General features: G+C 54.1%; 13 protein-coding genes. 5 read left to right on the top strand and 8 right to left on the bottom strand.

What is annotated here, in order from left to right; genetic code table 11:
• Positions 1 to 2: 2 nt before the first annotated feature.
• From CWM66_RS08475 to CWM66_RS08460, 4 genes are read left to right on the top strand one after another with little or no spacing between them, the layout of a single operon-like run.
• Positions 3 to 236 (top strand): hypothetical protein, encoded by a 234-nt coding sequence (locus tag CWM66_RS08475; protein WP_107146498.1) that lies wholly within the window; start codon positions 3 to 5, stop codon positions 234 to 236.
• Positions 236 to 505 carry a hypothetical protein gene (locus tag CWM66_RS08470; protein ID WP_107146497.1) on the top strand — a complete coding sequence of 90 codons (270 nt, stop codon included), beginning with the start codon at positions 236 to 238 and terminating at the stop codon, positions 503 to 505. Before CWM66_RS08475 ends, CWM66_RS08470 begins: the two co-directional genes overlap by 1 nt.
• A gap of 30 nt (positions 506 to 535) precedes the next feature.
• A complete protein-coding gene (locus CWM66_RS08465) occupies positions 536 to 745 on the top strand; it encodes a hypothetical protein (protein ID WP_107146732.1) in 210 nt (69 codons plus the stop codon).
• 1 nt (position 746) lies between these two features.
• Complete coding sequence (locus tag CWM66_RS08460) at positions 747 to 1,931, top strand: phage integrase Arm DNA-binding domain-containing protein (protein ID WP_107146496.1); 1,185 nt, start codon at positions 747 to 749, stop codon at positions 1,929 to 1,931.
• 267 nt (positions 1,932 to 2,198) lie between these two features.
• Here the strand turns inward: CWM66_RS08460 and CWM66_RS08455 are convergent, their stop codons facing one another.
• Together CWM66_RS08455 and mqo are read right to left on the bottom strand one after the other, a co-directional pair.
• Positions 2,199 to 3,014 (bottom strand): hypothetical protein, encoded by an 816-nt coding sequence (locus CWM66_RS08455; protein WP_007371137.1) that lies wholly within the window; start codon positions 3,012 to 3,014, stop codon positions 2,199 to 2,201.
• Positions 3,015 to 3,158: 144 nt separating this feature from the next.
• Entirely contained in the window at positions 3,159 to 4,814 is a 1,656-nt protein-coding gene (gene mqo, locus CWM66_RS08450) for a malate dehydrogenase (quinone) (RefSeq protein ID WP_007371136.1), read from the bottom strand.
• A gap of 278 nt (positions 4,815 to 5,092) precedes the next feature.
• Between mqo and CWM66_RS08445 the strand changes: the two genes are divergently transcribed.
• Positions 5,093 to 6,328, top strand: a complete 1,236-nt coding sequence (locus CWM66_RS08445) for a SulP family inorganic anion transporter (protein ID WP_107146495.1) — start codon at positions 5,093 to 5,095, stop codon at positions 6,326 to 6,328.
• Here CWM66_RS08445 and mgtE read toward each other — a convergent pair.
• From mgtE to CWM66_RS08415, 6 genes are all read right to left on the bottom strand, one after another.
• Complete coding sequence (gene mgtE, locus CWM66_RS08440) at positions 6,291 to 7,727, bottom strand: magnesium transporter (RefSeq protein WP_007371133.1); 1,437 nt, start codon at positions 7,725 to 7,727, stop codon at positions 6,291 to 6,293. The genes CWM66_RS08445 and mgtE overlap by 38 nt on opposite strands.
• A gap of 146 nt (positions 7,728 to 7,873) precedes the next feature.
• Positions 7,874 to 9,517, bottom strand: coding sequence for a multidrug ABC transporter permease/ATP-binding protein (locus tag CWM66_RS08435; protein ID WP_072439664.1), 1,644 nt, complete (start codon positions 9,515 to 9,517; stop codon positions 7,874 to 7,876).
• Between the two features lie 74 nt (positions 9,518 to 9,591).
• Complete coding sequence (gene alkB / locus CWM66_RS08430) at positions 9,592 to 10,242, bottom strand: DNA oxidative demethylase AlkB (RefSeq protein WP_071921096.1); 651 nt, start codon at positions 10,240 to 10,242, stop codon at positions 9,592 to 9,594.
• Positions 10,242 to 11,303: a bifunctional DNA-binding transcriptional regulator/O6-methylguanine-DNA methyltransferase Ada gene (gene ada, locus CWM66_RS08425; RefSeq protein ID WP_007371130.1), complete on the bottom strand. Its 1,062-nt coding sequence runs from the start codon at positions 11,301 to 11,303 to the stop codon at positions 10,242 to 10,244. The genes alkB and ada overlap by 1 nt, the downstream gene beginning before the upstream one ends.
• Before the next feature lie 72 nt (positions 11,304 to 11,375).
• Positions 11,376 to 12,413, bottom strand: a complete 1,038-nt coding sequence (apbE, locus tag CWM66_RS08420; protein WP_071921097.1) for an FAD:protein FMN transferase ApbE — start codon at positions 12,411 to 12,413, stop codon at positions 11,376 to 11,378.
• Between the two features lie 93 nt (positions 12,414 to 12,506).
• Positions 12,507 to 13,643 (bottom strand): porin OmpC, encoded by a 1,137-nt coding sequence (locus tag CWM66_RS08415; protein WP_007371128.1) that lies wholly within the window; start codon positions 13,641 to 13,643, stop codon positions 12,507 to 12,509.
• Positions 13,644 to 13,692 lie beyond the last annotated feature (49 nt).

Genomic DNA, 13,692 nt, shown 5'->3' with positions numbered 1-13,692 from the left:
AGGTGGAAACTATCCAGGATATCCATAACCAGTTAGAAGCCCTCGTCACCGCTGCGCACCGCTTTGCATGTTCTCTTGATATCGGCAATGAACGTACGGAAGCGTTCGAGCTTTACGAAGCACTGCGCAGGCTTCAGCGGCGTGGCGCCGCGAGTGAAATGCTGGCGGCCACAAACCCCCTACTATCGTTTACCCGGGATGATGACGATGATGATTGGGACGAGGATGACGACTGATGCCCAGCAAACTCAAACAGAGGCGCCAGCGCCGGATGCGCGAGGATCTGAACTGGTGGCGCGCCGAAGCTATGGACTGTAAAGCCAGACTGCTGGAACTGGCTGAAGAACTGTATCAGGCCAGGCATCAGCGCATAGCGATGCCGGTACTGGTGCCCGCCAGAATCATTAAGCAGTTGGCTACGGCCACCAGCGAACCAAAGATTTGTGTCAAATGCAACGACGGCGCCCGCGATGGCTGCTCGTCTTGCGCGTATAAAGTCAGTTAGCCGGTTGCAGCCGGTAGTGGAGATATGACCGTGGCCAAGTTGATGAAAGCGAGCCAGTGGGGCAAACGTGAGTTTGTTGCCGGTTCGGTACCAGATAACAGAACGATCAAACGCTGGGTTGAAAATGGCCTGTTGAAGGGACGTGTCGTGGACGGAATGGTCTGGGTGTGTTCTTCCGAACAATGGGGCGTTGATTCGATGATCAGTGAGCGCGTTCGCACGTTAATGCAAGAGGATTAACATGGCCGCCAGACCTCGTAAAAGGGAAAACCGGAACCTTCCGGATCACCTCTATTTTGAAAAATCTTCCGGGCAATATCGCTTCACCCTGATCACTGGAAAGAGAAAGCACCTCGGCACAGATCGCGTTATGGCTATAGCGATCGCCAGAGAATATAACAACCGACTCCGGCCGGAGTCGGTGCCATCAATTGAAAGCCTGGTCAGGGAATCCGGCGGGATAAATGGAGAAGCTCGCCCTTTCGCTGAATATGCGCAGCAGTTACTGGATCGCGCTATAAACGATGAAAAGCCGGGCCGCGAAACTCATTCGGTTTGGCTTAATGATATTGAGCGAGTGAAAGAATATTTCAGCGACATTTATGCCTGTGATATTGAGCTTGAGCATGTTAATGGCTATATCAGGAAATATCATTCTGAGGCATCGGCCAATGTTCAAAATAGAAAAGTCAGCTTCTTAAAAAAATTATTCAGCTATGCGGTAGATGAATCGTTAATGATGGATAACCCGGCAGAACGTAAAAAAATGCGCCGGGTTGAATCGAAGGTACGCCGCCGTCTGTCGCTTAAGGATTACCTTAAAATTCACCAGTCCGCGCCGCGGTGGTTACAGACTGCGATGGATCTCGCCCTGCAAACAACGCATGCGCGCCTGGAGGTTTCGCGGATCCGGTATTCAATCAAACAGCCTGGTGAAGGCGTGTGCGGCTGCGTATGGTTCGCTGAACCAAAAGATAACATCTTTGGCACGCTCTACATCCATCGCCAGAAGGTACAGCATAAAGAGGCTTCGCATGTTGCGATCCCTATCGGCACGGTGCTGAAAGATATCATCGAGGGAAGCCGGGATAATGTGGCCAGTCCCTATGTTGTCCACCGACTGCCTTTAAAGCGCAGCAACCCTACCAGCAAAGAAGTACGCCATCCAACACAGGTTGCACCGGACTATCTCAGCCGATCGTTCTCTGCATTGCGTGATCAAGTTGGTGTTGCCGCTGCGCTGCCGGAGGAACAGCGGCCTACTTTTCACGAGATCAGGGCTCTTTCAGCCTTTCTGTTCAATAAGCAGGGGATTGATCCGCAGGGCCGCATGGCGCACAGCGATGCTAAGTCAACGAAGATATACACCGAGAACCATATCGACTGGGTTTACGTGCCGCACGGTGAAATAAAAACGGCCTCTTAGCGAAGGTAAAACCGGGGGTTAAGTTATTGAAGTATATAGAGCGGATTTTGTAAAAAATGCACTGTTTGTATATCCATACAAACGCAGAAAAAAGCTAGGCACTACAAGGGTTTAATGAGCTATACCTCGTTGTCATGGGGTGTCAGGGGTCGGAGGTTCAAATCCTCTCGTGCCGACCAAAATTCTCCAAAAAAACCAACCCATGCGGTTGGTTTTTTTTATGCCTGTAATTTACTGAAGGTAATACGCGGCGTCAGACAAACACGCTTACCTGGCATCGACCACGGTACAGTTGATCACGCTACCGCCCGGATAACTCAGTTTAAACCGCTGTCCGTTAGCCGGAATGGCTTTATCAGACAAAGAGAGTGAATAGCCATCCGCTAACATTTTTGTCGATTCATCCACTTCATATGTGTTGGTATTCACCGTCCATGCAGGGCTAAATTTGTTACCTCGGGCATTAATGCAATCTGCTTTTAAGGTGTAGACCCCATTTCGCGAAGTGGCAGACTTTGGCAGCAATTCCGCTTTACGCTTATTGCCGGGCTTTACAGATGCCGTCTGTAACTGGTTTTGCAGGGCTCCGATCTGCTTATCTTTCGTGTTCATCTGCGATCGCAGTGAGTCCACATAATCAGAGGACGAATGATTAGCCACAGCACCACCCGTAACATAACCGCCAACGCCCAGGACAATACTGAATACGAACAGCTTTTTAATCCAGCCGCGCAGAATACCCAACTTTTCATCTTGTTCCTGTGAAGTACGGTGCCACTTGATTGCCAGTTCTTTTGCTTCGCGCAAATCGGCAGGGTTACCTCTGGCGGCAGCTAAAGCATTTTCAAGATGTAAAACCCTGCGCCGCTCATCATCAAATGAACGTTGCAGCGCCGCATATTCCGCTCTGAGCGCTGCCAACTCGGCACCGTGCTGTGCCTCCTCCTTACGGACCAGAAACGCTTTGGGATTGAGCCCTTCTTTTTGCATCGCAGCGGCGGCCGTTCTAAGCGCCTGCGCAGCCTCATACGCGCTGGAATTATTCAGTGCGCTACCGATCATCTTTTTTATTTTTTCCGTCATCCTGTTTCCCTGTTACAGGCCGCACATTACCGTAACTCATTGTATCTAAAAGTGCAGGCTTGCCAAATATCGGATATCCATCAACTAACAGGTAAAAAAAAACCGCAACGCATCCGTTACGGTTTTATTTTTTCGGAAAGGCAATTACAACGCGATATCCGCAACCGTTTCGCCATCATTGTGCGGCTGGGTCGTTGGCTTCTGCACCGGTGGTGTGGCATCTGCTACCAGAGACTCGTCGCATTTCAACCCAAGGATCTCGCTGGTGTAGCGCAGCTCTGCATCGGCAGCTTCAATATTGCCGTTAAGTTGCGTACCAAAAGAGGGGATGATCTCTTTCAGCTTCGCTTGCCAGGCTGCGGAAGCAAAGCGTTCAGTAAACACTTTCTCCATCAGCTCAAGCATAATCGGCGCCGCGGTAGATGCCCCCGGCGAGGCGCCCAGAAGCGCAGCAATAGTACCTTCTTTATCGCTCACCACTTCGGTGCCGAGGCGCAGTACGCCGCCCTTCCCGGCTTCACGTTTGATGATCTGTACACGCTGACCCGCCTGCCACAGACGCCAGTCCTCTTTCATCGCCAGCGGGTAGTATTCCCGCAGTGCGTCGAAGCGGTCATCTTCGTTTTGCAGTACCTGGCTGACCAGATATTTTACCAGGCTGAAGTTGGTCATTCCCACCGTCAGCATCGGTAAAATATTGGATGAGTTGGTCGAACGCAGCAGATCCCACAGCGAACCGTTTTTAAGGAAACGTGTTGAGAAGGTCGCGAACGGTCCGAACAACAGCACACGTTTACCATCAATAATGCGGGTATCAATATGCGGAACCGACATCGGCGGTGCGCCAACGGTCGCCTGACCATAGACTTTTGCCAGATGGTGGTTGACCACATCCGGGTTCTCCGCCACCAGGAACTGGCCGCCAACCGGGAAACCGGCATAGTCTGCCGCTTCCGGAATACCGGATTCCTGCAACAATTTCAGCGCCGCGCCGCCCGCGCCAATAAAGATAAACTTCGCTTTTACCACGCGCTCGCCGCCACCTTTCAGGTTGCTGAGCGTCACGCTCCAGCTGTTATCGGCATTGCGTTTGAGGCTGCGAACCTCCGTGCTCAGCTGCAAAGAGAAGTTCTCTTTTTTCTGCAATGAGCCAATCATCTGGCGCGTCAGTTCACCGAAGTTAACGTCAGTACCAATCTCGGTGCGGGTAGCGGCGATTTTTTGCTTCGCATCACGCCCTTCCATCACCAGCGGCGCCCACTGTTTGATCTGCTCGGGATCTTCGGAATAGCGCATACCGCGGAACAGCGAACACTGCTGCAACGCTTTGTAACGGGCACGCAGGAAGTTCACATTGTCATCGCCCCAGACAAGGCTCATATGCGGTACGGTGTTAATAAATGAGCGCGGTTCGCGCAGCACACCGGTTTTGACCTGATGCGCCCAGAACTGGCGAGAAATACGGAACGCTTCGTTGATTTCAATCGCTTTTTTAATGCTGACCGTGCCGTCAGCCGCGCGCGGGGTGTAGTTCAGCTCCATTAAAGCAGCATGGCCCGTACCGGCGTTGTTCCAGCCGTTCGAGCTCTCCTCTGCCAGGGCATCCAGCCGTTCCACCATCGTAATCGACCAGTCGGGTTCGAGATCCTGAAGCCAGGTACCCAATGTGGCACTCATGATCCCACCACCGATTAAAAGCACATCTGTTTCCTGCTCTTTCGATGCGGACGCTTTCGCTGCCTTTGAGACAGCATTTAGCCCGACAGCCATCGAAAACAGCCTGGCAGTCATTCTTTTCATGGTATTAATGCCTTACTTTTAGTGCTGTTTTATTCGCATTTATTGAGGGTAAAGTAGTTAACCCTCCTAACGTAGCACTTAAGAAGTGAGATTTAAATAATGTTTAAACATTAAATATTCATTGTATAAATGTTACTAATAAGTTTATTTTCCAGATTAGATTTAACACTTATTGTTGACCCGCCGCGGTTAAAATCTGCTATTATTTTGCGCTTTGCCAAACGCACCGATGCTGTTTGCGCGCCTGTTGTTGAACGCCACACCGACCTGCGAACCTTATGACTGAAAAATTACACTCCCCGGCAAACCGTAGCGTTGATGTCCTGCGTTCCCCGTCATTATTGACCCGTGAATGTCTGGCTGGCGTGATCACTGCGCTGGCGCTGATCCCGGAAGTGATCTCTTTCTCGGTGATTGCCGGTGTCGACCCGAAAGTGAGCCTGATTGCCTCGGTCGTACTGTGCCTCAGCATGTCTTTTTTGGGCGGACGCCCGGCGATGGTGACGGCGGCAGCGGGGTCAGTCGCTCTGGTTATCAGTCCTATGGTTAACCAACACGGTATGGAATACATCCTCCCGGCGGTTTTACTGGCGGGGGTGATTCAAATTCTCTTCGGTCTGAGCGGTATGGCGCGACTGATGCGCTTTATTCCTCATGCGGTGATGACCGGTTTCGTCAACGCACTTGGCATTCTGATCTTCTTTGCACAAATCCCCCATTTCTGGAGCAAAGACCCGCTGATTGTGGGGCTTTTCGTACTGACGCTGCTGATTGTACTGTGGCTGCCGCGCTGGGTAAAAAGCATCCCTGCGCCGCTGGTTGCCATTGTGTTACTCACCGCGTTTACTCTCTTCAGCGGGCAGATTCTGCCGACCGTGGGCGATGAAGGCCCAATGCAGGGCGGATTACCGGGGATAAGCTCATTTCTGGTTCCGCTCAACTGGCAGACATTGAATATCGTCTGGCCCTGCGCGCTGAGTATCGCCTTTGTTGGTTTGATGGAATCCCTGCTGACCGCCAAACTGGTGGACGATTTAACCCATACGCCTTCGCACAAAGGCCGCGAGAGCGCCGGGCTTGGCATCGCCAATATTCTGGCGGGGTTCTATGGTGGGATCGCTGGCTGTGCGATGATCGGTCAGACCATTGTGAATGTGGAGATGGGCAAAGGCCGCACGCGCATCTCAACGCTGGCCGCCGCGCTGGTGCTGTTGCTGCTGGTGACAGCACTCAGCAGCGTGATGGCGAAAATTCCGATGGTTGTGCTGGCGGGTATTATGGCCATCGTTGCCTTTAAAACCTTTAACTGGGGCAGCCTGCAACCGGCAACGCTCAGGCAGGCGCCGGTCATGGAAACGGTGGTGATGCTGGTCACGGTGGTCGCTACCGTCAGTACCGGTAACCTGGCGATTGGTGTGCTGGGCGGGCTGGTCACGCTGGCGCTCACGCCGCCAAAGTGGCGTAAGTCAGCAAACGTTACAGCAAAAACAGCGTCGCCAGCCCAAGAAAAATAAAGAAGCCACCGGTATCCGTGATCGCGGTGATCATCACGCTGGAGCCAACCGCCGGGTCGCGCCCCAGCCGGGTCATGATCATCGGGATCAACACTCCCATCAACGCCGCCATCAATAAGTTCAGCACCATCGCCAGCGTCATGACGCCGCCCAGCGCCGCATCGTCGTACAGCCACCATGTGATGCAGCCCATAATGCCGCCCCACACCAGACCGTTAATCAACGCGACGCCAAGTTCACGCATAATCAGGAAAGCAAAGTTGCCCGGCTGAATGTTTTGTAACGCCAGCGCGCGCACAATCATGGTAATGGTTTGGTTGCCGGTGTTGCCGCCAATCCCGGCGACAATCGGCATCAGCGACGCCAGCGCCACCAGTTGCGAAATGGTGTGTTCAAAACCGTCGATCACGCGCGAGGCGATAAATGCCGTACACAAGTTGATAGCCAGCCACGCCCAGCGGGTTTTCACCGCTTTGCTTACCGGGGCAAACACGTCTTCTTCGGCGCTCAGACCGCCCATCTGGCGCAAATCGTTATCAGTCTCTTCATAGACCACATTGACGATCTCATCGATGGTCAGACGGCCCATCAACATTCCGTTATCATCGACCACTGCCGCGCTAAGCAGGTTGTCACGCTCGAAAGTACGCGCCACTTTTTCCGCGTCCTCTTCCGGAGAAAAGGCCACCGGATCCGCATCCATCACTTCGCTGACCCGCCTCCCGGCGGCATTGAGCAAAATGGTTTGCAACGCCAGTTCCCCCATCAACCGGTTATCACGGCCGATAACAAACAGTTTGTCGGTGTTGTCCGGCATTTTGCCGAGTCGTCGCAGATAGCGCTGAACCGCCGCCAGCGTTACTTCAGAGCGCACGGTGATCACCTCGAACTCCATGATCGCGCCGACACAGTTTTTGCCGTAGCGCATCACTTCCCGCATGCGGTTACGCTCTGCGCGCGGTAATGTCGCCATTAAGCGGCCGGTCAGGTTACGCGGCAGATGCTGCACCAGCCAGATTTGGTCGTCGATATCCAGCGTTTGCAGTGCATCGAGCAGCGCGCGGTCGCTCATCTCATCAATCAGGTCATCCCAGACATTTTCCGATGCCTCAAGCAGCACTTTACCGCGTTTATCATCGCTCACCAGCCGCCATAATGCGTGGCGTTCATCCACCGGCAAGGCCTCCAGCGTATCGGCGAGATCCGGAGGCGGCAAGTGGGAGACCAGCGCGTTAACCTCTGCCAGATCCCGCTCCAGCGCAGCGCTATCCACTTGTTCGGCGAGGGTGAGTTGTCCGAGCAGTGAGGCGGTAAGCGGTTTATGGGTGATCAGTAACCAAATCAGGCGCGCACGCTCCTCGTCGCGCAGTTTGACGCTGTTTTTTTTGCTCAATGACATTAGCCGTTCCCTGAATGCAAAGCGCCCTGAAGCCGGGGCCGAATAGACTTAAGCATAGCGGCAGCTTTTGTAAAAAATAATAAACAGCGGGGGCGTTTGGTGAAAAAAGGAGCGAATGCCCCCTTCGCTCGAAGGGGGCGCATTGCTCAGGCAGTGCGGGAGACGGCGTCGCGGGAAGCTTGCGCGCGCTCTTCACCGACCAGCTCAGTCAACCGACCATTGCGCATCTCCAGCAGGCGGTCGGCGTGGGTAAAATAGTGATCGTCGTGGCTGATGGCAAAAATGGTTTTCCCCATCTGTTGCATCAGCGGCAGCAACACCTGGTAGAAGTCGCGGCGGAAATGGGGATCCTGATCGGCCGCCCATTCGTCAAGCAACAAAATATCGCGCTCTTCCGCCAGCGCCAGCAGCAGCGCCACGCGCTTTTTCTGCCCTTTCGAGAGCTTCAGATTGAGGATCTTGCCGTTGTTCAGTTCCAGTTTATGCGCCATCTTCAACTGATCCAGCCACTTATCGACCAGCGCCGGATCCGCCGGTTTACCTTCCGGCCCGAGCAGATCGTCAAACAACCAGACATCGGTAAACACCGCCGAGAACAGTTTGCGATAATCTTCCGGGCGATCCTGCGCCATCGGTTTACCATCCAGCAGGATCTCGCCGGAAACTGGCTGATACAGCCCGGTCAGCAGCATCGCCAGCGTTGATTTACCGCTGCCGTTGCCCCCAATCAGAAACACCAGTTCGCCCCGGTTCAGCGTCATGTTGATCGGGCCGACAGAGAAATCATTCTCCTGATATTTAAAGGTCACGTTGCGCAGCTCCAGCGTTTTCCAGCCGGGGAAAGCCTGCGGACGCGGAAATGCTGGCTGATACGGCGCCAGAGCAAAATGCTTCAGTTTGTTGAAAGCAACCTGGGCGCTCAACAGTGTCGGCAATGCGCCGACCGCCGACAACAACGGCGTACGTAAAAATAGCAGCGTCAGCGAATAGGTTGCCGCAACGTTGGTATCCGCCCAGCCCAGACTATTTGCCATCCAGAACACGAGGCCAATCGCGCCGAGCATCATAATGTTCGACCAGTTGACGGCGCTGAGATGGAAAGTGTCGGCACGAATAATATGGTGGCGGTACTCGCGCGCATCCGGCAGGTACATCTTCTCGAAAATATGTTCGGCGCGTTCCCGATTCAGATTCAGCTCTTTGCGCCCTTCCAGCACCGTCTGGAAATCGTTATAGAGCTTGTCTTCCGTCTCGCGCAGCGTCGCCATATGTTTATACACGCGGGAAACCAGAATAAAGCCGCCCCAGATGGTCAGCGCCATCCACAGTGCAGTGATCACCAGCATTTTGCCGGATAGCATGGCCAGATAAATGCACGAACCTATAGTCAGGATAATGCCCTGCACCAGTTCCGGCAGGCGCACAAAAGCGATGGTGATGTTGCGCACATCGCTGGTCAACCCGGCCAGTAGCGACGCGCTGCCCAGTTGTTCAATGCGCTCCACCGGCGTATCGAGGATCCGTTTGATAAATTCACTACGCAGACGGTAAACGAAATGGTGGCCGAGCGTGGTCAGCGCCAGTTGCGAGCCGAGTGTCACCGCCATTAACAGCAGCAGCAAGCCGAGAAATTCCGGTAGCACGGCCAATGATATATCGACGGTTTCGATCAGACGCTGGTTAATAAAAGCGATCAGCCCGATACCCAATGCGGCGCTGGCAAGGGTAAGCGCCAGTACCGTTACGAATGGCCAGCGGTACTGCCGCCAGACAAGAAGAAGGAGTTCCATAACAACGGCCCGGTCAACAAAAACAGCCAGCAGTTTAAACGGACACTGTTTTACATCAAGAATAATTCTTATTTTTATTCGCTGTTGCCAGCCTGGCGGAACGTCAGGTTGTAACGACACTCGCCAGTCACCGGGTGATAACCCGCTTTAAGCGGCGCGATGCCATGATAAAAGAGCCGCGATTCACCGCCCCACACCACAATATCGCCATGTTCCAGCATCAATCGTTGCAGCGGATCGTTACGCTTCAGCCCACCAAACTGGAAAATAGCCGGTAAGCCCAGCGAGACAGAGACAATCGGCGCGCGCAAATCAGGTTCGTCCTTATCCTGATGCAGCGATAACTTCGCACCAGCCGCGTAACGGTTGATCAGGCAGGCATCCGGGCGAAACTCAAGGTAACCCGCCGCAATGCTGGCTTTATGACATAGCGCCGTGAACGCCGCCGGCATTTCCGGCCACGGCTGCGCCGTTTGCGGATCGACAGGCGCGTAGAGATAACCGTGCTGATTAGTCGTCCAGCCAAGCCTGCCGCAATTGGTCATCGCCACGGACATGGTATACCCGCCCGGCGTGACCATATGGCGCAGCGGCGACTGGCCAACCACTTGCGCAATGCCGCGCATCAGCGCTTCCACATGCGGCAGCGCAAAACGGCGCAGCACCACCGCGCCGGGCGCCAGCGGCTCCTGCCAGGGTTCTTCATCGGCAAACAAATCGAGCATTAACTCTCCTCTTTTTTCGCTTCCCGTTGCAGTAGTTGCGCTTTGCGTGCGATTCCCCAGCGATAACCGGAGAGCGCGCCATCGCCACGTACCACACGATGACAAGGGATAACAATCGCCAGCTTATTCGCTGCGCAGGCGCTGGCCACCGCCCTCACCGCACCGGGTTTGCCTATTTGCTGCGCAAGGCGCTGATAGCTGATCGTTGTGCCAGCAGGGAGTTCGCGCAGCGCCTGCCATACCTGGAGCTGGAAAGCCGTGCCGCGCAAATCCAGCGGCAATGTAAATGGCGCATCCGCACGATCAAGACGGCGGATCACCTGCGCGACGCGTTCAAGCATCGCCTCATCGCCCTGCACGTTTCGGGCATGAGGAAAAATCGTATGCAGTTCTGCCAACAGTTGTTCATCACTGTCGGCCAGTAAAATGGCACAGATGCCCCGTTCACTTTCCGCCACCAGACAGCGCCCCAGCGCACAGTCACTCAGGGCGTAACGAATATCAGCATCGTCACCGCCACGGCGAAACTGACGCGCCGTCATTCCCAGCGCGGCATCCGCCTGGCGATAGTAGCTGCTACTGTCGGGGAACCCCGCCGCCAGCACGGCATCGGTCACCGTGTCGCTCTCTGCCAGCGTGTTGCGCAGACGCCGGGCGCGGAAGGCTTGCTGCCAGGCTTTCGGTGTCATCCCGGTCACCGATTTAAACAGGCGATGAAAATGGTACGGACTGATGCCCACCTCAGTTGCCAGTTGATCGAGGGTGACAGGCGTATCCTGCTCCAGCAATCGACAAGCGGTGGCCACTTTATCCAGCCGCTGCTGTTGCGGATGCGCTTTATCGGGCTGGCAACGTTTGCATGGGCGAAAACCCGCGGCAACAGCGCTATCGGCATCCGGGAAGAAACGCACATTCTGGCGCAGGGCGTGGCGCGCGCGACAAGACGGGCGGCAGAAGATACCGGTGGTCAGCACCGCAAAAACAAACTGACCATCCGCCTGTGGGTTGCGCGCCAGCACCGCCTGCCAGCGCTGTTCATCAAGTAAAGTCGTCTCGTTCATGTCAGGCTCCTTATTTAAGCTTAGCCCCACTGTGCACGCTCGCGAAGAACCCGACACCCGCAATCTTGCGTTTTAATTTTTTTCGCTGACCAGGAAGGAAGAAAATTGCGGCGACATCCAGGTGCTAAAACCGTCACCCTCTTTCATGATCATAAATACCGCCAACCCTTCTCGCGTCACCACTTTTTTGGCTTTATCGGTACCCAGTACCATTAAGCCGGTGTCCCACGCATCCGCTTCCAGCGCCGTAGGTGCAATCACAGTGACCGAAACCAGGCGGTGATCGATGGGACGCCCGGTGCGCGGATCGATAATATGCGAAATACGTTTGCCATCCAGCTCGTAATAGTTGCGATAACTTCCGGAGGTGCTGATCCCATGACCGTTAATATCGACCACGGCTTGCGCGACATTTTCACGATCGGTCGGTTTCTGAATCGCTACCCGCCACGGCTGGCCCTGCGCATTCATGCCCCGGCTGGCAAGCGCGCCGCCGACGGAAACCAGATAGCGGGCAATCCCTTCATGCTCCATAAGCCGCGCCAGATGATCCGCCGCATAGCCTTCACCGACTGTCGATAAATCGACGAACAGATCCGGCAGATCTTTTTGCAGGAATTGTTCCCCCGCGCGGTTAATCACCGTCAGATGCTGCAAGCCGGTACGGGCTTTTGCCGCATCAATTTGCGCCTGCGTTGGGCTGACTATCGGTTGTTTATCCGGACCAAATCCCCACAGATTCACCAGCGGCCCAACGGTAATATCCATTGCACCGTCCGTTTTTTCCCCGACCCGCAAAGCGATGGTCACAATATCCGCCATTGCGGCGCTGACCGGCCAGGGCGCGGTACTGGTCGCGTGATTAAAGCGCATTAGCGCAGAATCGCTCTTCCACGTTGACATTAAACGATCGTCAGCATCCAGCTGAGCCTGAATTTTTTGCTGTAGCGCCTGAGCGCGCTGCGCATCAATATCCACCAGACTAACGCGCCAGAAAGTCCCCATTGTTTTGCCTTCCAGCACGGTTGGTTGCGCCTGTTCGCTGCGATCGCAGCCAGCCAATAACAGCAGCGAGGCGGCCACGAAGCTGCGGAAAATAGTCATTGTCATTGCTTGTTATCTCCTTGCTGGCGGCAAGCGTACATCAAAAACCGGACAATAAAAAAGGCGCCTTGCGGCGCCTTAGCAATCGTTGTGGCGAACTTAGAACTGGTAAACCAGGCCCAGTGCAACGATGTTGTCGGTAGAGATACCGGCAGAACGGGTAAAGTCGTTGTCGTCCAGCAGGTTGATTTTGTAATCAACATAGGTGGACATGTTTTTGTTGAAGTAGTAGGTCGCGCCAACATCGATGTATTTCAGGATATCCTGATCGCCGTAGTTAACGGTACCGGTGTTGTTGGTGATGTCCTTACCTTTAGATTGCAGGTAAGCGATGGACGGACGCAGACCGAAGTCGAACTGGTACTGAGCAACCACTTCGAAGTTCTGTGCTTTGTTAGCAAAACCGTAGATATCGCTGGTGCTCTGAGAGTTACCGAAACGAGTTGCGTTATAGGTCTGAGAGTACTGTGCCGCCAGGTAAATATTGTTGGCATCGTATTTCAGACCGCCGCTGTACACTTCAGCGCGGTCGCCTTCACCGAACAAAGCAGCATTGGTAGTCACGTTCTGGTCAGCAGTACGACGAGAAGAAGACATTGCACCACCGACGCTGAAGCCTGCGCCCAGATCGTAGGTCAGAGATGCACCGTAGCCATCGCCATTCTGTTTCAGCGTGCTACGACCTGTGTCGTTTTCACCGCTGACGCTGCCGTTTTTACCCTGATACTGCAGAGCAAAGTTCAGGCCATCAACCAGACCGAAGAAGTCGGTGTTACGGTAGGTGGCAAGGCCGTTTGCACGTTGTTGCATGAAGTTATCTGAACCGTAAGTGTCGCCGCCGAATTCCGGCAGAACGTCGGTCCAGGACGTTACATCGTAAATTACGCCGTAGTTACGACCGTAGTCGAAAGAGCCTGCATCAGTCACGCGGATACCGGCGAAAGCCACACGAGTCCATGCCTGATCGCTTGCAGATTCAGTGTCGTTAGCCTGAACGTTATATTCCCACTGGCCGTAGCCAGTAACCTGATCGTTTACCTGAGTTTCGCCTTTGAAGCCGAAACGCACGTATGTCTGATCGCCATCAGAACCTTTGTCGTCAGAGAAATAGTGCAGACCATCTACTTTGCCGTACAGATCTAATTTGTTGCCATCTTTGTTATAAACTTCAGCCGCATTTGCTGCGCCTGCTACCAGCAGAGCTGGTACCAGAAGGGACAGTACTTTAACTTTCATTTTATTAACCCTCTGTTATATGCATTTTTATTTGCCACTGCTTGCTGAC

The organism is Kosakonia sp. H7A, from assembly GCF_003028445.1.
Lineage (GTDB): Bacteria > Pseudomonadota > Gammaproteobacteria > Enterobacterales > Enterobacteriaceae > Kosakonia > Kosakonia radicincitans.
This window is presented reverse-complemented; position numbering and strand designations above follow the sequence as displayed.

Coding starts and splice junctions, on each gene's coding strand:
- CWM66_RS08470 (WP_107146497.1), top strand. CDS start 236: ATGCCCAGCAAACTCAAACAGAGGCGCCAGCGCCGGATGCGCGAGGAT.
- CWM66_RS08460 (WP_107146496.1), top strand. CDS start 747: ATGGCCGCCAGACCTCGTAAAAGGGAAAACCGGAACCTTCCGGATCAC.
- CWM66_RS08455 (WP_007371137.1), bottom strand. CDS start 3,014: ATGACGGAAAAAATAAAAAAGATGATCGGTAGCGCACTGAATAATTCC.
- mqo (WP_007371136.1), bottom strand. CDS start 4,814: ATGAAAAGAATGACTGCCAGGCTGTTTTCGATGGCTGTCGGGCTAAAT.
- CWM66_RS08445 (WP_107146495.1), top strand. CDS start 5,093: ATGACTGAAAAATTACACTCCCCGGCAAACCGTAGCGTTGATGTCCTG.
- mgtE (WP_007371133.1), bottom strand. CDS start 7,727: ATGTCATTGAGCAAAAAAAACAGCGTCAAACTGCGCGACGAGGAGCGT.
- CWM66_RS08435 (WP_072439664.1), bottom strand. CDS start 9,517: ATGGAACTCCTTCTTCTTGTCTGGCGGCAGTACCGCTGGCCATTCGTA.
- alkB (WP_071921096.1), bottom strand. CDS start 10,242: ATGCTCGATTTGTTTGCCGATGAAGAACCCTGGCAGGAGCCGCTGGCG.
- ada (WP_007371130.1), bottom strand. CDS start 11,303: ATGAACGAGACGACTTTACTTGATGAACAGCGCTGGCAGGCGGTGCTG.
- apbE (WP_071921097.1), bottom strand. CDS start 12,413: ATGACAATGACTATTTTCCGCAGCTTCGTGGCCGCCTCGCTGCTGTTA.
- CWM66_RS08415 (WP_007371128.1), bottom strand. CDS start 13,643: ATGAAAGTTAAAGTACTGTCCCTTCTGGTACCAGCTCTGCTGGTAGCA.